This window comes from Paenibacillus sp. J2R1T-4 (assembly GCF_059692235.1).
In genome coordinates, this window is record NZ_JCAUBA010000008.1 from 183,340 (window position 1) to 208,615 (window position 25,276).

19 protein-coding genes are annotated in these 25,276 nt (G+C 48.2%); all 19 read left to right on the plus strand.

Features of this window, described 5'->3' with window-relative positions; translation table 11 throughout:
• Positions 1–15 precede the first annotated feature (15 nt).
• The 19 genes from AC58QD_RS15785 (at position 16) to AC58QD_RS15875 (ending at position 25,263) form a co-directional block, all read left to right on the plus strand.
• Positions 16–927: a carbohydrate ABC transporter permease gene (locus tag AC58QD_RS15785; protein ID WP_497334834.1), complete on the plus strand. Its 912-nt coding sequence runs from the start codon at positions 16–18 to the stop codon at positions 925–927.
• Between the two features lie 89 nt (positions 928–1,016).
• Positions 1,017–1,877: an aldo/keto reductase gene (locus tag AC58QD_RS15790; protein WP_497334836.1), complete on the plus strand. Its 861-nt coding sequence runs from the start codon at positions 1,017–1,019 to the stop codon at positions 1,875–1,877.
• Positions 1,878–2,013: 136 nt separating this feature from the next.
• A complete protein-coding gene (locus AC58QD_RS15795) occupies positions 2,014–4,038 on the plus strand; it encodes a peptidoglycan D,D-transpeptidase FtsI family protein (RefSeq protein WP_497334838.1) in 2,025 nt (674 codons plus the stop codon).
• 585 nt (positions 4,039–4,623) lie between these two features.
• Complete coding sequence (locus AC58QD_RS15800; protein ID WP_497334840.1) at positions 4,624–5,106, plus strand: hypothetical protein; 483 nt, start codon at positions 4,624–4,626, stop codon at positions 5,104–5,106.
• Between the two features lie 28 nt (positions 5,107–5,134).
• Complete coding sequence (locus AC58QD_RS15805; protein WP_497334842.1) at positions 5,135–5,539, plus strand: YkvA family protein; 405 nt, start codon at positions 5,135–5,137, stop codon at positions 5,537–5,539.
• 155 nt (positions 5,540–5,694) lie between these two features.
• Positions 5,695–6,885 (plus strand): hypothetical protein, encoded by a 1,191-nt coding sequence (locus AC58QD_RS15810; protein ID WP_497334844.1) that lies wholly within the window; start codon positions 5,695–5,697, stop codon positions 6,883–6,885.
• A gap of 70 nt (positions 6,886–6,955) precedes the next feature.
• Positions 6,956–7,171, plus strand: a complete 216-nt coding sequence (locus tag AC58QD_RS15815; protein WP_497334846.1) for a Spo0E family sporulation regulatory protein-aspartic acid phosphatase — start codon at positions 6,956–6,958, stop codon at positions 7,169–7,171.
• A gap of 166 nt (positions 7,172–7,337) precedes the next feature.
• Positions 7,338–8,216, plus strand: a complete 879-nt coding sequence (locus AC58QD_RS15820) for a radical SAM/SPASM domain-containing protein (RefSeq protein ID WP_497334848.1) — start codon at positions 7,338–7,340, stop codon at positions 8,214–8,216.
• Between the two features lie 256 nt (positions 8,217–8,472).
• Positions 8,473–10,224 carry a sensor histidine kinase gene (locus AC58QD_RS15825; protein WP_497334850.1) on the plus strand — a complete coding sequence of 584 codons (1,752 nt, stop codon included), beginning with the start codon at positions 8,473–8,475 and terminating at the stop codon, positions 10,222–10,224.
• Positions 10,221–11,276, plus strand: a complete 1,056-nt coding sequence (locus AC58QD_RS15830; protein ID WP_497334852.1) for a response regulator transcription factor — start codon at positions 10,221–10,223, stop codon at positions 11,274–11,276. Before AC58QD_RS15825 ends, AC58QD_RS15830 begins: the two co-directional genes overlap by 4 nt.
• A gap of 118 nt (positions 11,277–11,394) precedes the next feature.
• The gene (locus tag AC58QD_RS15835; RefSeq protein WP_497334854.1) at positions 11,395–14,289 is read left to right on the plus strand and encodes a family 78 glycoside hydrolase catalytic domain; all 2,895 of its coding nucleotides are present in this window, start codon (positions 11,395–11,397) and stop codon (positions 14,287–14,289) included.
• Positions 14,290–14,331: 42 nt separating this feature from the next.
• Entirely contained in the window at positions 14,332–16,272 is a 1,941-nt protein-coding gene (locus AC58QD_RS15840) for a polysaccharide deacetylase family protein (RefSeq protein ID WP_497334856.1), read from the plus strand.
• 6 nt (positions 16,273–16,278) lie between these two features.
• A complete protein-coding gene (locus tag AC58QD_RS15845; RefSeq protein WP_497334858.1) occupies positions 16,279–17,031 on the plus strand; it encodes a creatininase family protein in 753 nt (250 codons plus the stop codon).
• A gap of 479 nt (positions 17,032–17,510) precedes the next feature.
• Positions 17,511–18,794, plus strand: a complete 1,284-nt coding sequence (locus tag AC58QD_RS15850) for a DegT/DnrJ/EryC1/StrS family aminotransferase (RefSeq protein ID WP_497334860.1) — start codon at positions 17,511–17,513, stop codon at positions 18,792–18,794.
• A gap of 55 nt (positions 18,795–18,849) precedes the next feature.
• Entirely contained in the window at positions 18,850–20,670 is a 1,821-nt protein-coding gene (locus AC58QD_RS15855) for a hypothetical protein (RefSeq protein ID WP_497334862.1), read from the plus strand.
• Positions 20,671–20,746: 76 nt separating this feature from the next.
• On the plus strand, positions 20,747–22,108 hold the full coding sequence (locus AC58QD_RS15860) for a neutral/alkaline non-lysosomal ceramidase N-terminal domain-containing protein (RefSeq protein WP_497334864.1): 1,362 nt from the start codon (positions 20,747–20,749) through the stop codon (positions 22,106–22,108).
• A 49-nt stretch (positions 22,109–22,157) separates the two neighbouring features.
• On the plus strand, positions 22,158–23,333 hold the full coding sequence (locus AC58QD_RS15865; protein WP_497334866.1) for an N-acetylglucosamine-6-phosphate deacetylase: 1,176 nt from the start codon (positions 22,158–22,160) through the stop codon (positions 23,331–23,333).
• Positions 23,334–23,347: 14 nt separating this feature from the next.
• Positions 23,348–24,244 (plus strand): Gfo/Idh/MocA family protein, encoded by an 897-nt coding sequence (locus tag AC58QD_RS15870; protein ID WP_497334868.1) that lies wholly within the window; start codon positions 23,348–23,350, stop codon positions 24,242–24,244.
• Between the two features lie 23 nt (positions 24,245–24,267).
• A complete protein-coding gene (locus AC58QD_RS15875) occupies positions 24,268–25,263 on the plus strand; it encodes a GNAT family N-acetyltransferase (RefSeq protein ID WP_497334870.1) in 996 nt (331 codons plus the stop codon).
• Positions 25,264–25,276 lie beyond the last annotated feature (13 nt).

Consider the following 25,276-nt stretch of genomic DNA (forward strand, 5'->3'; position numbering starts at 1 on the left):
TAAGGGGGCGGCCATATGCATAAACCAATACAATCGCAATCCAAAACGGATAGATCAAGCGCGCGCAAACTTAGTGCTTCGCCAACCGATCGTCGTCAGAGCAATGGGCAAATCGCAGGAAAAGCGATTGTTACCATAGTGATGGCGGGCTTGGCTCTGCTTATGATCCTCCCCTATATATGGATGATCTCGACTTCCTTCAAGGTCAACGGGGATGTGTTCAAGTACCCGATCGAATGGATCCCGAGAGAATGGCACTGGGAGAACTACAAGCAAGTCTGGACAGGTCCTAATCCGTTCTACACATACTATTGGAATTCTATGAAGATCACAGGAATTACAGTAGCTGGCAACCTGTTGACGGCAGCGATGGCGGGGTTCGCTTTTGCCAAGCTGAACTTCAGAGGGCGCAATGCCCTGTTTCTCTTGTACTTGTCAACGATGATGATTCCGGGTCAAGTGCTGCTGTTACCGCGCTTCATCCTGTTCGACTCCATGAACCTGATCAATACGCACTGGTCTTTGATCCTTCCGGGTATGTTCACCGTGTTGGGGACGTTCCTGATGCGCCAGTTTTTCAGCACCTTGCCCAATGAGCTTCTTGAGGCAGCGCGAGTGGATGGAGCGGGATTCTGGCGCATGTTCTGGCAGATTTGCCTTCCGCTTACGAAGCCAGCGCTTGTAACCTTGCTGATACTATCCTTCACATGGCACTGGAACGAGTATGAGGGACCGCTTATTTTCTTGCGAGATAAGGCGCTGTACACGATTCCGCTTGGCTTGACCAACTATGTGGAGGAGTTCGGGACCAATTATGTGCTAACGATGGCGGCATCTGTATCTGCGCTCCTGCCGCTCTTGATTGTTGTAGTTGTCTGTCAGAAATGGTTCGTGGAAGGCTTCGCTAACTCCGGTGTAAAAGGGTAATGTTACTGCGGTTTTGGGTAAGATTCCTTAATAGTGGTATACTTGGAAGGAGCTAAACCTTTCAAATTACTATTAGCGAGGTGGACAAGGTGGAGAAACGTAAGTTCGGACAGACAGGCGCGGAATTTCCTTTACTTAGCTTTGGGGCACAGAGGATCGTGGACGATCATAACTGCACGGAAGAAGAGGCTATACAGATTGTCAATCGGGCTATTGACGAAGGAATTACTTACTTTGATACCGCACCGAGTTATTCGAAAGGCCAGTCGGAAGAGCGATTAGGGAAAGCGTTAGGAAACCGAAGAAATGAAGTATGGATTGCGACCAAAACCCATGATCGAACTAGGGACGGATCGTTGAAATTGCTGGAAGACAGCTTGCGCAGGCTGCAAACCGACCATGTGGAAGAATGGCGTCTGCATAATGTGATGACAATGGAAGAATTAGATCAATGCTTTGCTAAGGGCGGTGCTATGGAGGCGCTGCTGCAGGCAAAGGACCAAGGGATGATCAAACATATCAGCATAAGCGGACATACGAATCCGAATGTTCAATTGGAAGCCATTGATCGCTTTCCATTCGCTAGCGCATTGGTTGCCTTGTCAGCGATGGATCACTTGATTTATAGCTTTGCTCATGAATTCCTTCCTATAGCCAACCGCAAAGGAGTAGCGGTCATCGGAATGAAGGTGCTCGCGCTTGGCAAGCTGGCTCCATGGTATGAACAAGCTCTTCAATATACGTTGTCGCTGCCGATCTCGACGGCAATCGTCGGGATGGAATCCATGGAGCAGCTAGAGAAGAATCTTGCGGTTGCCCGGGCATTCCAGCCGATGCAGGATATAGAGAAGCTGGAGTTTTTCAAAGAAGTCATTCATCTCGCGAATCCGGATGTGCTCCGATGGAAATCAACAGATTGGACATCAGGCGAATGGTATAAAAGAAAATAAGTGAGAAGTCTTTGCACAAAGAGCCGCACCTTACCGGGAAGCGGCTCTTTACTTCTTTTCACAAGTTTTGTCACGAACTTCATAAACTCATGGTAGAATAGAAATATGTTAAACATTGGAAGAGGAGTCAAGTTATATGAACGGAAAAGGCCAGTCGGAGGAAGATGTAACCAATCATAGTAATTTTTCATTGCGTCTTAACATTTTTTTCTTTTGTGTATTTTTGTTGTTTTCCGTCTTGATTATCAGGCTTGCTCTGCTGCAGTTTGTAGAGGGAAAAGCGCTTGCTGAGCAAGAAGGAAAGATGAAATCAATGCATCACTCGATTCCACCAATCCGAGGAACAATTTTTGACCAAAAAGGCTACCCAATTGCTGAATCCATATCCTCCCAATCTTTATTCTATACAATAGAACCTGGAATGAAGGATAAAGATTTAATAATCGGACTAGCTAAGAAGCTTGAAACCGTTTTTAAAAGTTATGGGGATCCGAGCAAGGCAATTACAGCACAAGAAATCATTAAAAAGATGGATGTCGGCTATGATCTTGAAAAAAAGGAGACTAAAGATCCGAGCTACTATTCGGTCCCTCGAAGGATTAAAGCGGATTTGACCAACATTGAGATTGCCTATCTTTCTGAGCAACGGGACGAGTTCCCTGGAATTGAGATTCAGGAAGAAAGCATTCGTCATTATAACGAAAAGACGATTGCTGTCCAACTGGTTGGATATCTAAGGCCGTTCTCCAATGCTCGAAATAAAGAATCAGGCTTAGAATTTTATCGCCAAAAGGCTGAATCAACGGATCCGACTGTGGAATATTTGGATACCGAAGATGTAGGATTTGACGGTATTGAATACTTGTTTCAGGACGAACTGCGTGGCAAGAACGGAGTTAAAAGCTATCCAGTCAATGCTGCACAGAAGATTGTAGGACCAGTTGCACTCAAGAAGCCCGATAAGGGGAATAACCTCTTCCTGACTATTAACAAAGACATTCAGTTGGAGTCTGAAAAAGCTATTACAGAACATTTAGAGTATATCCGTAACCCTAACAGAGATATTTGGACATATGCACCAAATGCCACGACTGGGTATGCTGTTGCAATGGAAGTGGATACTGGAAATGTTGTGGCTATGGCTAGTATGCCGGATTATGACTCGAACATTTGGCAGGGAGGAATTAGTACCGAGGACTACAAAAATATACAGTATCAATATTTAAATGGTGCAATAGCTGAAGTTTATGCAAACTACCCTGATCCCAAAGAAAGGGCAAAACATCCAACTTCTCTCGTATATATGGGCTCGACGATTAAACCCTTGTCCGTGTTGATTGGGCTAAAGGAAGGTATTATTACAGCGAACGAAATTTATTATGATTCTGGAGAAATGACCTTTGGAAAGGATAAGACTGTAATCCATAACTCAAGTAATAGTCCTTGGGGCCCCATTAACGCATGGCAGGCTATATGGCGCTCCTCTAATACGTACATGTCTGAGATGATAGGCTTGCGGCTGTATAATAAATACAAGAACAGCAATAGCGAGATGGAAATTTGGGATACTTATATGAAGCAGTTTGGTCTCGGGGTTACGACTGGAAGTGGCTTGCGTTATGAATCTGCTGGAATTCCTGATTACAAAAGCGAAGCTGAAAATGCAAGCTCCCAGTCTGCGCTCGTACGTTCTTCATGGGGACAGATGGGCAAATACACTGCGCTGCAGCTCGCTCAATTCACGGCGATGCTTGGCAATCACGGTAAACGGTTGAAACCAAATTTTGTGGATCGAATGACCACCTATGATAACCAGCCAATCAAGAAATTTGAAGCTGAACTGTTAAATGAAGTGTCATTTCCTAAGGAGTATTGGGAAACGATTCAGAGAGGAATGCTTCTAGTAAGCAAGCAAGGATTTGAAGGAGTAACTTACTCAGTTGCGACCAAGACAGGGACATCCACGCAGAGCATCGCCCGCAAGGAAATAAATAATGCAGTATTCATCGCTTACGCCCCGGCTGATAAGCCAAAGCTAGCAGTAGCTGTAATTATTCCGGAAGGTGGGTACGGTTCCTACGGGGCAGCACCAATTGCCCGCCGCATATTCGATGCTTATGATCGTGAATATGGCCTGAATGGAATACCGAATCCCAATTGATGTGTTCCGGCCCTTATGGTCAGAAATCAACAATCAAGGATAACAGAGCCCTTCAATAAAAATAAAATAATTTTTAAAAATGGTGTTTCACTCGGATAGAAGCAGGGTATATACATAATAAGCACCTCTACTACACGGTTTTACTCAGTTTTAGGCCTATAGGATAGTTCTTCTTCTTTCAATAGAGGACAGGCTATCAAATAAACTATGGAACCGCCTTGAACTGATTAAAATATAACTACTAATGAGAGGGGATAGTCCAATGACTTAGGTAAGCGAAGCATGCTGGAAGCAGTATACTAAAGAAAAAGCCGGTGAAAACTTTTTCGTACACTGTGGGCATGTGGGAACTCATAAGAAGTTGAACTATTGTCGGACTGACATGCTAGACACATGTCGCCAAGTATAATCTGATCCATGACATGTAATGCATGTTGGATGAAAAGGTAGGGAAGTTCATAAATGAATAGCAGTTGTAAGGGATAGCCTTCGTTTATAATGTAAATAAACGGAGGCTATTTACTGTTCGCGTAAAGGGGGGTAAAATAGTAACAATTGAATTTAGAAAGTAGGAATAAGGGTTAGATGAACATCAAGACCGTGGCTATTTGTTTGTATATCATGTTTATTTATTGGCTTTCCTTAAAGGGGCCTGTTCTTCACATGTTGTTTTTTCCTACGCTCGGAGCATTCAGCTTTCTCTTTCTATCACGGTCATTGAACATAGCAGAATTCACTAGAATCGCGATTGGGGCCATAATCTCTTCCATAACGGGGACGTTATTGTTTCTGCTTAACCCTGGTGTTCTTTCTTTATTCTGCAATAGTTTATTGACGATCTGGTTGATTAAAAAGTTCAAATGGAATGCCCCTCCTATCTTAGCCGTTTCGCTTATTCCTTTTTTCGCTCATCCTGATCATTTGTGGACCATACCTTTGTCTGTGTTAGGTGCTATGGCCGGGCTTCTCTTAACATTAGTGGTGGCGAATACTGCGGAGGCTAAAGTCAAGCAATGGTCCCCTTTACTCATGAAGAAGCGGGTATGGGCTAAGACGGAGTCCGAATAAATAACGGCTGAAAGGATGTGCTGCAATCATGGAACATTCCAAGTACGAGAAGCACTTTTCTGAAGACGGATTCTGGAGCAAGCTGAAGAAATACGCCAAAGATGCTGGAATGAAGGTCGTTTACAGCGGTTTGTTGTTATATTATGCGTTGGAAAGTCCGAAGACTCCCCTCAAAGCCAAGGTTCAGATTTACGGTGCTCTAGGTTACCTGATCCTCCCAGTTGATTTGGTGCCTGATATCCTGCCGGTAGTTGGTTATGTAGATGATTTGGGCGCATTAGGCCTAGCGATCGGTGCTGCAGCTATGAGTATAGATAATGAGGTAAAGAAGAAGGCAAAGGACAAAATGGTCGATTTCTTCGGGGAAGCAGCTAGGGATAATCAAGATATTATTGATGTAGATGCCCAACTAGTTGAAGATCGGGACAAATAATAAAAAAAATATATAACATTTTGTTTCAATATTGCCAAAACAGTCTAATACATTTGATTAGAGCGATTCGTAGGAATACGAGTTCTCCTCACTTACACAGTAATGATTCTGATTCTTTCGCCTTCTAAGATGTCTGAGAAGCAGGTGAGACAAGCATGGGAATAAGCTTTGTAGGGAAGAGAAAGGTAATATGGCGTATGATTATGGGGTGGTTATTCACTCTTGTCGTCATTCAGCTGTATGCATTCCCCCAGGAAGCGGAAGCGTCGTTGTTAGATCCGCTCCAAATCCTTACAGGGAAAACTACTAATTCTGATCAAAAGACCATGGATAGTCCTCCGCCTGCAGAATCGCGTGGAGTTCTTGGTGTGGTACAAAATAGCCTTACATCGGTAGTATCCGAGCTCCCTATAGTATCTAACATTGTGACGGGGGAAGAAAAGGCGTCTCCAGTTGTGAAGCCGGATATAGCGGAGCGACCTTCGGAACCTGCATCGACGTCTTCATCCGGAATAAGTATCGGCGGAGGGCTGTTACCGGAATTAAAGGTGCAATTGCCTTCCATTACCGTGAATACTCCACTATTGGAAGTGGACATCCCAACAGTAAATGTCCAGATTAAGACAGATCAACTCCCCCAAGTCACGTTGGATGTGAAAGTGTCTGTACCAAAGATACTGACGGATATCCCGATCCTTAACTTGGACACACCTGTGATTGAGGCGGAAGCTCCGTTAACGGAGAACCAACAACAACCATTAACTGTGGAACCTGCTGTTATACAGGTCCACGCCCCCAAGACTGATATCAAGTTGCCGAGCACCACCGTTGTCAGTGTCCAGACACCTGTTCCGGTGAAGATGATTCCACCTGAAGAGGAAGGTCAGACTGCTGAGGAAAGCCAAGTTCCTTTTCAACCGGTTGCAGCAGACCCGCCTTGGAGTCATGATGATGATGATGAACAGACAAGTGCCTCGGGTTGTGAGATCTATACGGAGTCCCTGTCATCAACCGAACCGATTGCTTCGGACGAAAGCAGTACATGGACTAACTTGGTTTCATGGAACTTTCAACCGCTAGGATTTTATGCCATAAATACTTGGTTGACTACTGTACTTCCTGGCAGCAGTGCTGATATAGGGAGTATCTCCTCTAGTTCAAGCAGTGGAGCCTTCTCTGGAAGCTCAGTGTTCTACGCGAACACTTTGTTGCAGCCGCCGAGGATGATTCACCAGAATTATCATCGATCTCAATTATCTGCTTCGAATCAATGGTCTAAGCCGCCGCCTGGGTTGCCGCCTCGTATAGCTTCTTCTCAATTGCGCATATCTACTACATACCAATGAGAAGGAGTGCTTGCACAATGAATAAAAAGAACCTATGGGTGATACAAGTATCCATAAGGAAGACAAGCTTATGAAACAGGGACACTTGGAACCGCAACATAATCGAGATGCAGAACTACGATATGCGATTGAGGAGGCTATTTACGAGAAGAGGTTGAAATTGAATGCATGTGTCGAGACTTATGGAATTGCTGACCCGAGATGCCTGCGGAGTTCGATAGAGCTTGATCATCTACTTAATCAGTTCAATAGACTGCAAAAAGCCGCTATGAAAAGAAACCAATGAAATGAGACAAGGAGCCATTCCTGACACATAACAGTCAGGTATGGCTCCTTGTAAATTTAGGGTCAGGAGGACGCCATTTCTTTTTCCAAGTTAGACTGTATAATGAAGAGATGGAACAACGAAAGACAAGCGTTCCCGCATTTGATTGGAAGAGGATGAATAAGAGATGAAAACGTTCAAGAAATTTTACATTGAGATCACAAGTGTCTGCAACCTGGCTTGCACCTTCTGCCCGCAAACCAAGCGCGAAGCTAATTTCATAAAAGTCGATGCGTTTACCAAAATATTAGATGAAATTAAACCTCATACGGATTCCATATATTTTCATGTGAAGGGCGAGCCTTTGCTCCATCCCAAAATTGATGAGCTGCTTGATCTAAGCCATGAGAGGGGATTCAAGGTGAATATCACCAGCAACGGAACCCTGCTGCCAAAAGTGAAGCATAAGCTCATGAACAAGCCGGCGCTTCGACAAATGAATTTCTCCTTGCATAGCTTTGATGGACATGAAGGATCTACGAACAAAGAGCAGTACGTGGCGACGGTCCTTGATTTTGCCAAGGAAGCCGTGCAGCACACGAATGTAATTATTTCACTGAGACTGTGGAATTTGACAGAAGACAATGTAACGAATATCGAGCGCAACCGCAATAGCCAAATTCTCGAAATGATTGAAAAGGACTTCGACCTGGACTTCAAGATTGAATCCAAATTTGCTCGGGGAAGCGGTGTGAAAATCGCTAAACAAATTTATCTCAATCAAGATCATGAGTTCAAATGGCCCGATCTGAAGGAAGAGGAAGACGAGGGTAAAGGGTTCTGCCATGGACTCCGCAATCAGGCGGGTATATTGGTGGACGGGACGGTTATTCCTTGTTGTCTGGATGGCGAAGGGGTCATTAATCTAGGCAATATTAATCAAACGCCTTTCTCTGAGATTATCGAAGGTGAACGGGCGAACAGGCTGTATGACGGCTTTTCCAGACGAGAAGTAGTGGAAGAGCTATGCAGGAAGTGCGGTTATCGCAAACGATTTAATGAGTAGAACGATGAACCATGCAAAGACCTTCGCTTTCACCTGACAGGTGCAAGTGGAGGTCTTTCTTTAATTTACTAGTAGATAAGGACTAGATGGATCCTTATGAATTGTATTATAATGATATAATATAGGTGGATGAGTGAAAGGTTTATGTAAACGTATTCAAGGGATGTGGAATTAATTGAACCTGATCAACAGAGTAAGCGTCAGCAGGCTGTTTACAAACATGAAGTCGTATTCCTTGTTCAGGCGGCTAATCGTTTTGATCGTTTTCGTTTTTTTTATCCCTTTTTTGATATTCAGCGTTTACTGGTATAGCCAGGCAAGTCGTATGATTGAAGAGAAAGCAGTAGCACAAGGCCAACAACAGGCTGATTTCATGAATGAACAACTGAATTTCTACTTCAAGCAGCTGGATGTGGCCACTTCACCTGTACTCACTTCTCGGCTCGTTAAAGATTTTATTGATTTGAAATCATTTGAAGGCTACGAGCAGTTCGTCTATACACACCGCTTGGATAATGAAGTATTCTACAATATTTTGTTTAGTCGTTCTGACATTTACAACATAGCTGTTGTTTCAAGCGCTGGGTTAGTAGCAAGCAGTAATAATACCTTTAGTTCAAAAGAAGCCTACCGATTATATGCGGAGGAGACTGCTGATGATTACAATTTCAACATTATGGGGATTCGGTGGATTAACGATGCTCCGGTTTTGACTATAGTTCGCAACTTGTTTAACAACCTTCATTATCGGTCTGACGGGCTGCTGGTCATTGACGTTAAGTTCCAGTCCCTGGCTGAGATGATTCGTACATTAACCTTGGATCGTTCTGGCGACTTTTTGGTCTATGATCGCACAGGTAATATTATCTATCACGAGAACCCTGACCTTTGGGGAAAGCCGATGAACGACTCCTTCCCTGATCTGTCTGTTCGCAAAGGCAAGCACGCAGAGATTAATGGGGCTAAGGATGGGGATCACCTGCTTGTGTATAACAGATTGGATTTCGCCGATTGGCAAATCGTTAATCGCATTCCGATGGATGACCTTGTTGGAGATCTGGCTCAATTAAATTCTCTTACTGTAGCGATCGGGGCTGTACTCGTTTTCCTCGCTTTGATGGTGATGTGCACCATTTTGTTCGTAATGACCCGGGCGCTGAAGTCGCTGCAACGGTTGATGAAAAAGGCTGAGATTGGCGATCTGGAGGCGAGGGCCCCCGAGAACCATTCTGCTATTGAAATCTCCAGCTTGTATCGAAGCTACAACAGCATGGTTGACGAGATCCGTCGATTGGTTGAGGTTGTGCACCGAGCCGAGCTCAAGGAGAAAGAGCTGGAGCTGCGGCAGATGGAGTCCCGTCTCATGCTGATGCAATCACAGATTAACCCGCATTTCTTGTACAACTCGCTGGAGGTTGTGAATTCTTATGCCATTGAAGCAGGGGTGAAAGAGGTCAGTCGGATGGCTGTAGCCATCGCCAAAATGTTCCGCTATAACATGCGAGATATGAAGAGCCAGGTGCCGCTCTCGGAGGAATTCGAGCATCTTCGGACTTACCTGAGTATTCAACAGGAACGTTTTGCGACTATGGAGTACGAATTGGATTTAGATAAGGAGGAGCTCGCAAAGGCAACGACCATCAGACTGGCGCTGCAGCCGATCGTCGAGAACTGCTTCAAGCATGGATATGACAAGCAGGCTGGCCGCAAGATGTGGATCGGGATTTCCGGACGTGTAGAAGGCAATCGGTATACGGTCACGGTCAGTGACCGCGGGACAGGAATGGATCAAGAAACGGTGACCCGATTGAATGCGAGCTTCGCAGAAGTCAAGCTGGAGCAAGCGGCTTATGACTTCCGCTTAGCGGAAGATCAGCAAGTAGGCATGTGGAACGTGCACAGCCGGATCCGGCTCACCTTCGGAGCTGAATACGGGATGCATATAGCCCAATCAGATGATACAGGTACCTCAATAGAACTATACTTTCCATGGGGGGAACAAGGATGAACGTCTTGATTGTTGATGATGAAGCTCCTGTCAAACGCAGCTTGACCCACATTATAGAACGTGAGCTTCCCCATTTTCACGTAGTATGCATTGCTGATAATGGGTTGGAGGCGCTGAAACAAATTGAGGAGCTTCGGCCAGACCTTGTTATTACCGATGTCAAGATGCCTGAGCTTGACGGACTGCAGTTGTCCCGGGAAATTCGCAAGCGAGGGTATTCCATGGAAATAATAGTCGTATCGGGTTACAATGACTACTCTTATCTTCGCGAGGCGCTTCAGCATGGTGTTATGGACTATTTACTCAAGCCTGTTGACCCGGATGAAGTGGTTGCGACCTTAGGACGAGTATACGAGCGGCATCAGAACAGACAAAAGGAATTGATGGGTAAGCAAGTCTGGTTGTCAGACCATAAGGTGCACATTCAGAAGCTGGCGGAGTCCATTTGGTTTTTGCAAGAAGAGCAGGTTTGGGAGCAAGTAAAGGAGCTTGGGGTGGCCACCGGAAGCAGTGCCGATACTGGTACGAGTCAGACGGTGGAATTGTGTATGCAGTGGATGACAATGGTTAACGCTGAGCTTAAACAGCTTAGCGGAGGGAAGCTGTCGATGGAGGAGCATTCGGAATTTAGGGAATTGTCTACATCCACCCATCCTATGCAAGAGGTGGAGCAGCTGATCAACACCCTAATGGACGAGATTCGCCGCATGCGCAATTGGGGCTCTCATCGTATTGTTCTGAACGCTTTGGACTACATTCAGCTTAACTTTTCAAAAGAATCGCTATCCTTAGGCGAAATCGCTGATGCTGTAGGGATGTCTGCCACTTACTTCAGCAAATGCTTCCGTGCGGAAATGGGTGTGAGCTGTACCCAGCACATTACACGTCTCAGGATGAAAAAAGCAATGGAGCTATTAGGTGATCCATCCTTTAAGGTATATGAAGTGGCACACGCGACGGGATTTAACGAGTACGCTCATTTTGCCAAAGTATTCAAAAAAACGTTTGATTTCTCTCCTAGCGAGTATCGCACGAACCTCGGTATTAGTTAACGATTCGATTTGAAAGCGGTTTACCATAAGTCCGATTACACCATATTTGTGAAAATAAAACCATACCGTCAGCCCTTCCTCCGATGTACGATGAAATCGACTAGTGAGGGGGCTGCTTATGTTACAGTCGGGAAGTGCCAAATGGATATGGGGCGGAGAAGAGATCAGCCCGCGCAACGAGTGGCGATGTTTCCGAAAGACGATTATGGTACCAGGCAGCGGTTGGGATCAAGCCACACTTAGAATTGCGGCCGATTCCAGATATGTGTTGTATATTAACGGGAAACGAGCAGGACGGGGATCGGCGAGATCATGGCCATCTCGGCAGTACATGGATGTCTATGACATTTCCGGAGAATTGATTCCCAATCAGACGAATACCATTGCAGTTCTGGTTATGCATTTTGGAGTCTCCACGTTCTACTATTTGCGCGGACGCGGCGGACTAATCACTAATCTGGAGCTGCTTCAGGGGGATCAGATTGCGGAGGCTTTTGGGTCGGACAGCACATGGGTCACCTCCAGGCATCGCGGTCAAAATGCTCGTGCGCCGCGGATGTCGAGTCAGAATGCATTCGCCGAGTCGATTGACGCCCGTTTGTGGGACGAGTGTTGGTTCGAGCCGCAATATTGTACCGATCTCTGGGAACGAGCGGTGGAGATTGGAAATCCAGGCATGGACCCGTGGAAAGAGCTGGTACCTCGGCCTATTCCATTCCTGACCGAGCAGACGGTTTATCCAGTACGTGTAGAAGAGCTTCATCATGTAAAGCCAATCTCATTTGCGGTTCATATAGATTTGCGTAATCACATGGTACCTGGCAGCGAAGATCACATGAATACCGTCACATTTACAGGTTATTTGGCAACCGTCATTGAAGCTGACCGTGCAGCAGCAGCGGTGTTTGGTTTTACCAATACAAACCTGTTCGGTGCCCTGTCCGTCAACGGAGTTTGGTACAATCGTGAGCAATTTTATGGAGAAGATCCGGAACGATATTTGGAAATTCAGCTGAATCAAGGGAATAATTTGGTCCTATTCGATGTTACAGGAGCTGATCTCGCGGTTGGCTGGTATTTCGCTGTGGACTGCAGCGTGCCGCTTCGAGTAGTTTCACCATTGGATGACGCGAGGCGGAATGATTCCGACTCCGAATTCATCTCGATCGGTCCATTCGAAACGTCTGTGAATACAACTCGACCTGTCGATCAGATGCCAGCTGCACAGCACCCTGCATTCGGCGAAGCTGGAACTGCCGCGTGCGTAGAAGATCTGAAGCGGTTCACCTCATGGATTCATGCTGTTCCTGCTAAATTCGTAGATCCTGACAATGTGTTCACCAAGTGTGTCTGGAAGCGGGAGAGCTTGGCCGCTCCAGTACCGAGACAACTGCATAATGCAGTAATCGCATACCGTGGCTCCGCCACTATTCCTCTGCGGGAAGGCTATGACACGGAACTTATTGTTGATTTTGGCCAGATCCTCTCTGGCTTTCTGTCATTTGAGCTCGAAGCACCGCAAGGAACCATCGTTGATTTCTATGGCTTCGAATATATGCGTGACGGCTGGCGGCAGCATACTTACAAGATGAATAATACGATCCGATATATATGCAAGGAAGGCCGCCAAATGTATGAATCCCTCGTTCGCAGGGGTCTGCGATATGTTGCAATTACTGTACGGGGCGGAGAGGCCGGTGCAATTCGTCTGCACTCCGTCCGGATGGAGCAAAGCTTGTTCCCGGTAGCTGACATCGGGGATTTTCGCTGCTCCGACACGTTGCTGACCGATATTTGGCGAATCAGCCGCGAGACCGTTCGGTTATGCATGGAAGATACCTTCGTTGACTGTCCTACCTATGAACAGACGTTCTGGGTGGGGGATAGCCGCAATGAAGCGCTTGTAGCCTATTATGTGTTCGGAGCAGAGGATATTACGCGGCATTCGCTGGGGCTGGTGCCAGGTTCAGGGGAGCAAACCCCGTATTACGCTTGCCAGGTCCCGAGCGGCTGGAGCAGCGTTATTCCGAACTGGACATTCTTCTGGGTTATCGCCTGCTGGGAATATTATGAGCAGACAGGAGAAGAGGATTTTGTCCGACGCATATGGCCGCACATCCGATTCACGCTCGATCACTACCTGGAATGTATAAACGAGGATGGATTGTTTGATTTCCAGGGCTGGAATCTGCTCGAGTGGGCTCAGATGGATTCGCCAAGTAAGGGCGTTGTTACCCACCAACATTTGTTTCTGACCCTAGCGCTTCGAACAGCTGGAATGGCTGCTGGTCTGCTTGGTGAGACGGAGGATCAAGAACGTTTTGTCGCTGCAGCGAGCTTGTTGAGGGATTCCGCTAACTGCCACCTGTGGTCGGAAGAGCGGGGAGCCTACTTGGACTGTATCCATGCGGACGGCAGGAGATCGGAAGTTTTCAGCATGCAGACGCAGGTTGTGGCGCATCTGTGCGGAGCCCCGGACCTGGCTAAGGCCGAGCGGATCGAAGCGTTAATCTCGGCACCGCCCGAGGATTTTGTGCAGATTGGCAGTCCGTTTATGTCATTCTTTTATTATGAAGCTCTTGCGGAAATGAAGCAGATGCCTTCGATTGTGGATGATATTCGTAGGAATTACAGGCAAATGATCGATGAAGATGCATCCGCTTGTTGGGAGATGTTCCCGAATTCTACGAATCGTCAAAACGATAAATTCCTGACACGAAGTCACTGCCATGCGTGGTCGGCCGCGCCGGCGTATTTCCTTGGAGCTTATGTACTAGGCGTCCGCCGAGTGGACATTGGATGGAGGAAGGCCATTATCGCGCCGCAGCCATGTGGGTTGAGCTGGTGTCGGGGGGCTGTACCATTGCCCCATGCTGGCCGTATTGAGGTGTCCTGGCGGTTGGATGAGGACGCCTCTACCTTTCATTTGCAAGTATGGGCACCTAAGGATGTAGAGCTGGATATTCAAATCCCGGATGGCTATGAAGGCGTTATTATCCAACATCGCATCTAGAGACACCCGAGAAACTTATAATAAAAGGACGGTACAATTCGTATGAAGATTGCCAGAATCGGTGTGCTACTCGATCGGAAGGCCGCTGAGGCCAAATGGAGCTACGGGTTAAATGTATTTGAAGGGTACATTGGTGAAGTGTTGTCCCACGCAGGTATTCCATTTGAGTGGTTATATGAAACCTATCATATTTTAGAAAGCCGCTTCGATGTGGTTATTATTGCGGCCATGGAAGAGCAGCCTGCTGCTTACGAAATCCTGCACAAGTACATGACTAAAGGCGGAATCGCGGTTACGTACGGAGGGCTGAACCACTTTGCCAAATCATTCGGCTGCATGAAGCACCCAGCAGTAGGGGAAGGTTATGCGCGTCTGGAGACGGAGTGGGCTGATGCCAGACCGCTTCGCTTTCTACGAGCGATTGCCTGGGAGGAGCGTTCGGAACCGACTCAGGGCAGCGGCATTGCGTTGCAACAATCAGTGGGCGTTGCGGTGCAAGGCTCTGGAGTAGAGAGGCTTGCAGGTGTAGGTGTAGGTGCAGGTGCAGGTGCGTGTGCAAGTACGGGAGCAGGAGCAGGTGCAGGAGCAGGAGCAGGAGCAGGAGCAGGAGCAGGAGCAGGAGCAGGAGCAGGAGCAGGTGCAAGTGCAGGTGCAGGAGCAGGTGCAGGTGCAAGTGCAGGAGCAGGAGCAGGTGCGTGTGCAAGTACGGGAGCAGGAGCAGGTGCAGGAGCAGGAGCAGGTGTAAGTGTAAGCTCCACCAATGGTGCACCCTTTTCTGTTCTGCAGCGGTTTGCGGTTGAGTCGGGACGTTTGGAGCGTTGGAGCGTGGACGTGCTGCACACCATTGTGGGATTACAGCAGGGGACGAGACCATTAACGGAGGACGGACCGCCTGCGCTTGATGGAACCGCCTGGTTGGACGATGGCATTCTTAAAGCTGAGGATATGCTTGAGCAGGACTGGTCGACGGATCGGAAGGTGACGGAGACCGGGGCCGTATATTTTGCCCATCCCTATGCAGACTTATGGCGGGAAGCGGTAATCGGACATCTGCTGGAGCTCGTCCGTGAGCGGGGAAAGACATTGCCGTTCATTGGTTATTGGCCTGAAGGTATTCGACAAGTGGCTATGTTATCACATGACAGCGACCGTAATCACGATGAGGACGCAGAGACAACGATGCGGGTGCTCCAGGAATGCGGGATTCACACTACTTGGTGCATGATGAAGGCGGGTTACAGTCACTCGGTGCACGAACAGATTCTTGAGGCAGGGCACGAGTTGGCGCTCCATTTCAATTCGAATTTCTATGAGGGCGGCCGCTTTCAGCAAGACGATTTTCGTAGACAATTCGAATGGCTTCAGACCGTAACAGGTGATGCCAGGATAACGAGCAATAAGAATCATTTTACCAGGTTTGAAGGTTGGGGCGAGCTTTTCAACTGGTGTGAATCTTGCGGGATTGAGAGCGATCAGACCCGTGGACCCAGTAAGAAAGGGAGCGTTGGGTTTCTGTTCGGGACATGCCATGCTTATTACCCTGTAGCTTGGGCGAACGAGCGCAATCGGCTTTACAACGTTCTGGAAATCGGATTTCTAACTCAGGATCTCCCGCAGATGACGGACTTCAGTGTTGTGGCACCCTTCCTGGAGCAGGTGAGGCGAGTAGAGGGGATTGCCCATTTCCTATTTCATCAAGGTCGTATTCACAGTGTAGAAAGTGTTCGTCAGGCGCTTAGTGATTTGGTTGCTGAGGCGAAGCGGCAAGGGTTCGTGTTCTGGACAGGGAGACAGATTAATGATTGGGAACGAGCTAGACGTAGAATGACTATTCGGGGGATTGATTCCGCTGGTATGGTCACGGTGGAGCATGATTCCGATGTCGAGCGTCCTGTCGTTTGGCGGCCCCTTCTGCTTGGCGAGACCGTGCCCGAAGACGTCTTAGTTGAACGTAAGTTTGGAACATTATGTGTAAGGGGATGAAGGGAAATGCCGACAATATATAATAACAAACGCGATTTTGCAGCTTCGAGCTCCATTACGGCCATCTTGCCAGTGGGTGCGATCGAGCAGCATGGCAGTCATCTGCCAGTTGGAACGGATGCCATTATTGCTGAAGCATTTGCACGGAAGTTGGCGGAAGCACTCGATGCTTATTTGCTGCCTGCACTCGCTGTAACTTCTTCGATTGAACACCGGGAGTCCAGAGGAACGGTGTACTTGAAGGCAGACACGCTTGCGCTTGTGATTCGGGATATTTGTGAATCCCTGCAATATTCAGGATACCGCAAAATCATTCTGGTCAATGGCCATGGCGGAAACTGGATTCTTAAGCCGACCATTCGGCAGTTGAATCGGGATTTTGCCGATCGAGGTGTGGATGCTGAAGTTATTCTAATTCATAGCTCCATCGTACTGGGCCGACAAGGGGAAGTAATGGAGCATTCCAAAGGGGATATTCACGGGGGCGAGAAGGAAACATCGCTTATGCTGCATCTTTGTGCGGAGCATGTCCTCGAGCCCGTTCCCCAAGCAGACGCAGTAAACGTACCGCAGGATTATATGGACTACTTCGATGTAGCTGACCTCACAGAGGACGGTTATTGGGGGTACCCCGAGGCGGCTACAGAAGAAAAAGGTGAAAAGCTGCTTAAGCTGATGGTAGAATGCGCGATCGATTTCCTTCGCCACCTTGAGGCGACGCACGAGAGTGTAAGGTTGAAGCGTGCTAGTAAACAATAGCTGCTTAGGTCCAGAGGAGATCAGTTAGCCAGTGCCAGTATAGGTTATATGGGAGGAAAAGCCGGCTTTTTCTAGGATAGCAAACTTTACTATTGGCTATTACGCGGATTTTGAGGAAAATCGGGTAACAACGAGGAAATAAGGGATAGTGAAGTTGGCTAATTAGTGCCTGAGTGATGAAATGGCCTAAATTGCCAATAGTAACATGGCTTATCTGTAAGCGGCGTGCCACTATAACCACGATATTTGTATATGGAAATAAATAACGCCGTCTGTCCTAGATAAGGATAGACGGCGTATGCTTTACGTAGAGAACGCGAACAGCCGCAAAGCGGAAAATCCGTATCTTCTTTTTATGCAGAAATTGAAATAATTGTGCAAAATCAACCATAGATAACGTATTTTCGATCCAGTACGATGAAAGCGGATACTTAAATTTAGCGAACCGCATCATATTTATAGAAACAGGAGGCCGAATAATGGAAAAGTTAGCTTTGCACGGCGGCAAGCCGGTTAGAAGCGAACCACTCAATGCCCCAATGCTCAGGGGGGCATTCATGTCTGGAGAAGAGGAAACAAGTAGAGTCACAGAGGTGGCGCGCTCGCAAGCTTATTTTCGGTATTACGGGCCCAATCAGCTTCGTTGTGTAGAACAGCTCGAGAACCAGATCTCTCAGAAATTCGGCGTGCCCTACACATTAGGCGTAACATCAGGAACAGCTGCCCTTATGGTGGCGCTAAAAGCACTCGGCATCGGCTACGGCGACAAGGTCATCGTTCCGGGTAACACCTTTACAGCCACAGCCGGAGCGGTTATATGCAGTAATGCAGTGCCGGTCTATGCAGACATGGATGACACACTCAATTTGAACCCCGCTGATCTGGACAGGGTGATGGATGAGGAAGTGCGCGCTATAATCGCCGTTCATATTAACGGCCAATCAGCTGAGATGGACGCGATAATGGCTTTTGCGCGAAAGCATAACGTACCTGTAATTGAGGATGTAGCTCAAGCACTTGGCAGCAAGTATAAAGGGCAATACACGGGCTCTTTCGGCGATATAAACGCATTTAGCTTTCAAATGCAAAAAATCATAACGGCAGGAGAAGGCGGTGCTGTGACTACTCGCAACTCGAAGCTGTTCGAGCGGGCAGTCCGTTATCATGACCAAGGCGGCTTTCGTGACAAAGGAAGGTATGCGTTTGAAGAAGGGTTTGTGCATGAACCAGTAGTCGGATTAAATTACCGAATGAACGAGATGACCGGCGCCGTGTTGTTGGAACAGTGGAACAGACTGGACACGATCATTGGGAGCATGCGGAGGCATCACCGGAGAATGCAGGAAACACTGCAAGCAGAGCTGCCGGGTATTCGCTTCCGCCGGACGATCGATGAAGAGGGCGATATTTGCTGCGTACTCGGAATCATTCATCCTACCCGTGAAAATGCTTCAGCGTTCATTAAGGCAATTAATGCGGAGAATGTGTTCTCTTGGTTAATGTACGGGGGTAAGCCGATTTACTTGCAGCCGCCTTTGATGAACCCCAAAACGTTGGACAAGAACAATTTTCCATTCGATTATCCGTTCAAAAACCCGGTTGTCTATAAGGAGGGCTTGTGCCCGAATGCGGAAGATTTGCTCTCCAGAGTAACGCTGCTTCCAGTAGGACCGCATTTCACGGATGAGGAAGTGGATCAAATAATCGAAGCTATAGTAAAAGTTTACAGAGGACTGGGCTTGGAGGCGGCAGTAAAAGCCTAACAGAACTAGGAGTAGTACTAGAAGATCCATCACTTTCTGGGGAGGGGATTTACTAATGCCGAATAATGGAAAAAAAGGAACAGCAATCATTCTATCCGCCTTGCTGATGCTGCTTATGCTCATACCTTCCGTAGCTGCTTCCTCCAGTATTTCGAAAGGGAACGGTGCACAATCCGATTATACTTTGACCGCAATTGCTCTGGAAGAAGCAACCGGTTCCAACCTATACTTAACCGTTGCGGCAACGCAAGCTGGTGGAACTGCGCCGGAGACGATCAAGAAGTTGCAAATTAAGACTTATGACGATACAGGGAAACATATCTCCACTCGCAACGAAAAGGATTTACCTTCGCCGGGAGGGAAGCTTACCCTAGACCTCCAGGATGTATCCCTCGGTTTCAAGATTTCTGTTCAAGCACTTGTTCAAACGGCGGAGTCGGTGAATACCGAGGTGCTAAATGCCGATACAGCGGTGACTGAACTCGCCGTAAATGCGGATCAGGTAGTTGTATCCAACTTTCAAGGCTACGGCGCTCAAATGAATATGCATCTGTATACAGCGCTTAACGACCCAGCCCGGGGGTTTGTAGGCAACGAGCCGCCCAAAGAGGTGGAGAATGTCGAGGCCAAGGTAAAGGACATGAAGCCTGGCCTAACCCGCATATTCCTCTCGCCTGTCAATTATGATCCCGGCAATGAGAATCGCATGGAGTCGTTCATCCAAACGGTGGAGCTCGCTCAGGAAGCAGGAGCAACCGTAAATGTGACGTGGTGGTTCATAGAACGGGCTCCAGGCGACAATCCTGTGCGTCAGGAGGAGCTCATGCAGGAGAACATGCGGCAGTTCGCGGATACCTTAATCGATCTGGTACACAATCGCGGTCTGATGGCAGTACAGGAAATTACGATTCAGAACGAGGTCAACACCACATGGGTGAAACCCGCTCTGTACGAGAAGTATTACCGACTGCTGGACAGCCACCTTCGCGATGCGGGAATTCGGGATCAAATCCGATTTGTGGGCGGAGACTTGGTTTTTAATAACCAGTTGATTTGGTTCACGCACATGGCGGACTATATGGGCGACGTGCTTGATGGCTGGTCCGTCCACATTTACTGGAACTATTGGGATACGGCTTACATGCTGAAGAGGCTTACCGATATCAATACCATTTATCAAAATATTGCGCCAGAGAAACGCAAGCCGATGTCGATTACCGAGTATGGGGTACGGGGAATCAAGCTCAATAATAACAATCCCCAAGATCCGATAAAAAATGCTAATCCTTACCGAGGCGGCCAACTGACCAACATCGATCCTGGAATTTACCAAGACGGTACAGTAATTGCTGAGACCAACATTCTCGCCTTCCAGCACGCATGGTTCAACATGCTGGCCGTCAATCAAGGCTTCACGGGAATGTCCAAGTGGGACGCCTATCGGGCACAATATGATTTCACGTATCAGAACTACTCTTTGATCGGGTACCGGTTTAATCCTGAACCTGGTGAGGATCGGTGGCCGCTGCGGCCTGCTTATTACATGCAGTGGCTTATGGGGAACACCACTGGGAAGGATTGGCAGGTGCTAGGTAACAGCGGCATTGCCGGGGCTAAGTTGATTACACCGTTCCGAAGCCCGTCAGGAGATTGGACTGTTTTCGCTCTGAACAGAGACTCCGCACCGGCTTCATTCAGTATAGGCGGATTGCCAGCCAACACCGCTTTCCAGGTTCTGATCTGGAATAGCAATGGAGAGGGAAAAGTGACGAAGGGCAGCACCGTTAATTCCGGTGCAACAGGCTCCGTTACGGTCGATGCACCCGCTGGAAGCTTCCTTGTCTTGACAACCGTATCTGCGAATCCGCCGCTTTAATCTGAAAGAGGAGCCTATGCAAGAGCAGGGCTCCTCTTATCTAAATCATTTAGAATTGACGGAGGTGACACACATAATGAAGTTCGGTATTGCCAAACAAAGAATTACCCCCGATTACCCGGTATTTCTAGCGGGCTTCGGCGGCAGGGATCACAAAAGCGAAGGGGTACTCGATGATATTTATGCCACTGTAACGCTAATCAAGGCCGATCACGATCAGACGCTTGTGATTATTACGTTGGATGCACTTGGGGGAGACCGCAGCTTTGTTCGGGGTATCCAGAGTGCTTTAAAGGAGGAATTTGGATTCGAAAGGGACCAGATCTTGATCAATTTCTCCCATACGCACTGCTCGGTCTATTTGACGGGGGACGTAGCAAGTTACGGAAGACGAGGCGGCTACAGCATGGGACAAGATCGTTGGCCGGAGCAGGCAGGAGATCTCGACTACAGCGTAGATATCCGTTATTTCTTGTACCTTCGCGACACGATCATTCAAATGACTAAGCATTGCCTGAACAGCTTGAAGGAAGGGACGATCCTGCTGAAATCCGGTACCTCAGATGCAGGTGTCAGTCGTCGAATGATGACAGAAGATGGATTGAAGTTCTGGCCGAACTTCACTGCTGACACAGATAAAGATTTATTTGTTGTGCAATTAATCGGTTCTGACGGCTTGACTGAAGGATTGCTATTCAGCTATGCGTGTCACCCTACTTGTATTGGAAAACATTTGATTTCGGCTGAGTTCGTGGGTAAAGCGTGCACGGAGCTGGAGCAGTTGTATCCCGGGTCGATAGCGGTATTCCTGCAAGGCTGCGCAGCAGATATTAAACCCGTGAAAACCGTTGATCACAACTTGGGACGGTTCAAAGCGATTACAGTCGAAGAGATGTACGAGGCCGGGGTGGAGCTGGCGAATGACGTTCAGTCTGTTGTAGAAAGCGGCGGCATTACAGAAGTTCAAGGCAAGCTGAGAGCTCGGATGGATGATGTCCGACTGTTCACAGAACCTTGGAAGACCGAGCAGGTTGCTGCAATTGCCAATGACGAGACCTCAACTGATTATAAGCGGCGTGCGGCTAGAAGAGTGCTGAATGCGATACAGGATGGCAATGTGAGGGAGATTCTTCCGCAATATATTCAGCATTGGAAGCTTGGTGAACAGATCCAGATCGTTACTCTCGAAGGAGAGGTACCCGCTGAGTATGCGCTTAAGATCAAGCGGATGTTAGGCAAGGACGGTGCTATAATAATCGTGTTGGGATACAGTAACGGCGTGTCTACTTATATCCCGACTGCCAAGATTTTGCAAGAGGGCGGGTATGAAGCAGATGCCTTTATACTGCATGGCTTCCGAGGACCGTTGGTGCCTGAGAACGAAAGCATTATTCTCGGAACCTTAGCGGCGTCGTCGAATGCAGATCACACTGCATGAGGCTTGTCATCTGCACCATAACCAGAAGAATACAGGAGGCGAGCACACTTTGCCGAATAACACTAACCAATACCTGATTTACGGGATTGATTACAGGACTAACGATCCAATTGTTGTGACCGTAGACGAAGGGATTATAGTCCATATTGAACGGAACGGCAGCCCAATGGCGAATCAGGACCAACTCACCGCATCTTACCTGGCTCCCGGGTTGGTTGACCTGCAGATAAATGGTTACAAAGGGTATGATTTCAACACGTTCCCATTAGCTGTAGATACCGTTATTGCAGCCACTCGAGCATTAGCCCAGGAGGGAGTCACTACATTCTTCCCGACTGTAACGACTAATTCCACCGAGCGAATCTCAGAGGCAATGAGCACGATTGCTGAAGCCTGCTCAATGGATGAGCATTGTGCGGAGGCAATTGCGGGTATCCATCTGGAAGGGCCGTTCATCTCGCCAGAAGACGGGCCCCGCGGTGCGCATCAAGCCGCGTATGTGCAAGCACCGCAATGGTCATTGTTCGAGCGTTGGCAGGAAGCCTCCGGCGGCCGCATCCGGATCATCACCTGCTCGCCGGAGTGGCCCGACTCGACGGAGTTCATTCGCCGCTGCTCGGAGAGCGGTGTTACCGTATCCATCGGACATACGGCTGCTACGCCGGAACAGATTCGCGAAGCAGTTGCTGCAGGCGCGCGAATGTCCACTCATTTCGGCAATGGCTCCCATTTAATGCTGCCTCGTCATCCGAACTATCTATGGGAGCAGTTAGCTCAGGACGACCTTTGGACGGGCCTGATTGCCGACGGCTTTCACTTGCCAGAATCGTTTCTGAAGGTAGCGCTTAAGGTAAAAGGGCATAAGGCGATGCTCGTTAGCGATGCGGTTGATTTGGGCGGAATGCCGCCGGGTACATACCATTCCCACAGGCGCGTCCATGTCGTAAAGACACCAGAAGGCAAGCTGCATCTGCGCGATAATCCAGGCATGCTTGCTGGATCTGCTCAAGCATTGCCATGGGGAATTGCGCATATGGCGAGCCGCGGCATATGCACATTAAGAGAGGCCTGGGAGATGGCATCTCTGCGGCCTGCAGGCTTCATGAATTTGCAAGCAGCAGCTGGATTAACAGAAGGCGCTCCGGCCGATCTGGCCTTGTTTCGATGGGACGGAACTGAAATTACAATCTTACAGAGCTACAAGAACGGAAGGAAAATGCTCTAGAGGAGGATTTTATAATGAATATCGCATTAATCGGACTGGATACTTCACATGTTAAAGTTTTTTCGAGAATTCTGAACGATCCTTCGTTTGAGCATTTTATGCCTGGGATGGGTAGAGTGATCGCAGGATATCCAGGGGGGTCGCCTGACTTTCCGGCAAGCATCTCCCGTGTGGACGGGTATGTGCAGGAATTGGGTGGACAATATGGGGTAGAGATCGCAGATTCCCCGGAGCAAGCAGCAGAGAAGGCGGATATGGTATTCATAACCGCGGTCGACGGCAGAATTCATCCGGATCTGTTCAGTCGGGTTGCCCCGCTGGGCAAACCGGTGTTCATAGACAAGCCCTTTGCTGTCGATTCTCAGGGAGCTATGTACATAGCAGAACTAGCTGCCAAGCATAACATCCCTTACATGAGCTCCTCGGTTCGCCGATACTCCCCGAATCTGACAGTCGCCTTGGCAAGCTCAGACAAAGGAGCCATTCAGGGAGCGGAATGTTACGGGCCTATCGAATTCATTCCTTCACAGCCGGGCTGGTATTGGTATGGCATCCATACAGTAGAAGTGTTATATGCCATCATGGGCAAGGGCTGCGAATCGGTTAGCGCGATATCAAGAGGGACGCATGAGGTAATCATAGGTCATTGGCGCGACGGACGAATTGGGATTGCCAGAGGAAATCGGCAGCCCAATAATGGTCACGGTGCTATCATTCACCGGGAGAAGTGTACGGAGCATGTAGATACAGGTTCGGATGGTCTTAAGAAGTATGCCTGCCTGCTGAGCAGCGTGCTCGAAATGGGGGCAACAGGCAGACCGACCCTGGACCCGGAAGAGACGCTGGAGATTATTCGTTTCATAGAAGCAGCCAATGAAAGCCGCGTGACAGGTCAAATAGTGAGCTTATAGGGAATGGCGGAGGTGCTCGGATAATGGAAACCGTACATTACGTTCCAGCTGCAAAGGAAATGTTAATCGAGCTCTGCGCCTTATGGAACCGTTCAATCGGGAACGAATTTCCTATGCAGCCGGAGTTGCTGCTGAGAAACAGCTTCGGCGATTCCTTCCCAGTGTTTCCAAGCGCATCATGGATTGCTATAGGAGGCGGAGGCGCCATTGGAGCCGTATTATCCAAGTATAACGCAAATGGAACGGGCTCTATCAGCGTATTAATTGTCGATTCAGCCTATCGCGGTCTAGGTGTAGGGAGCGCCTTGCTAACCAAGGCTGAGCAAGCTCTTATAGCGGCAGGCGCACGTACCATTAAGACCGGACAAGAGCAGAATCATTACTTTCCAGGTGTTCCTGGTTCCTCAACAACAGGGGGCTGGCTGCAAAAAAGAGGGTACACCTATCGGCATACAGCCTACGACATGATCAGTGTTGGAGGCAGCCAATCAACAACTGAATCGGATACAGCAAGTGCGGTGTCATCGGTGAAACCTGCAGATCAATCCATAGGTTTGGAGCTCCGACAACTGCGCCCATGGAACAAAGACGATCGAAATGAATTGCTCCAGTTCATGAAAGACGAATTCCCAGGCAGATGGGAGGAGTCCGCTCAGAGCTATTTTGACAATCAAGGAACAGGCGCAGAATATGTAGCAGTATGGAATACTGGGGAGATCGTTGGCTTTTGCCGCATGACAGATGAGCTTTCGCCAATCATGGTTGCAAGCTTGAACTGGAGCGCTTTGTTCGATGAACAGTGCGGAGGTATCGGCCCGATTGGAGTTGCAGCTAGATGCCGTAGTCAAGGAATAGGTGGCGCCTTGCTCAAGACAGCTGTACGAATTCTTCGGGAAAGAGGATGCGGACCGATAATAATAGACTGGACACAGCATCTTGATTACTATAATCGATTCGGCTTCGTCCCTTGGAAAAGCTATGATGTGTATGAAAAGTTAATCCGAAATGAAAACGCTTAATTCCGTCATAAAA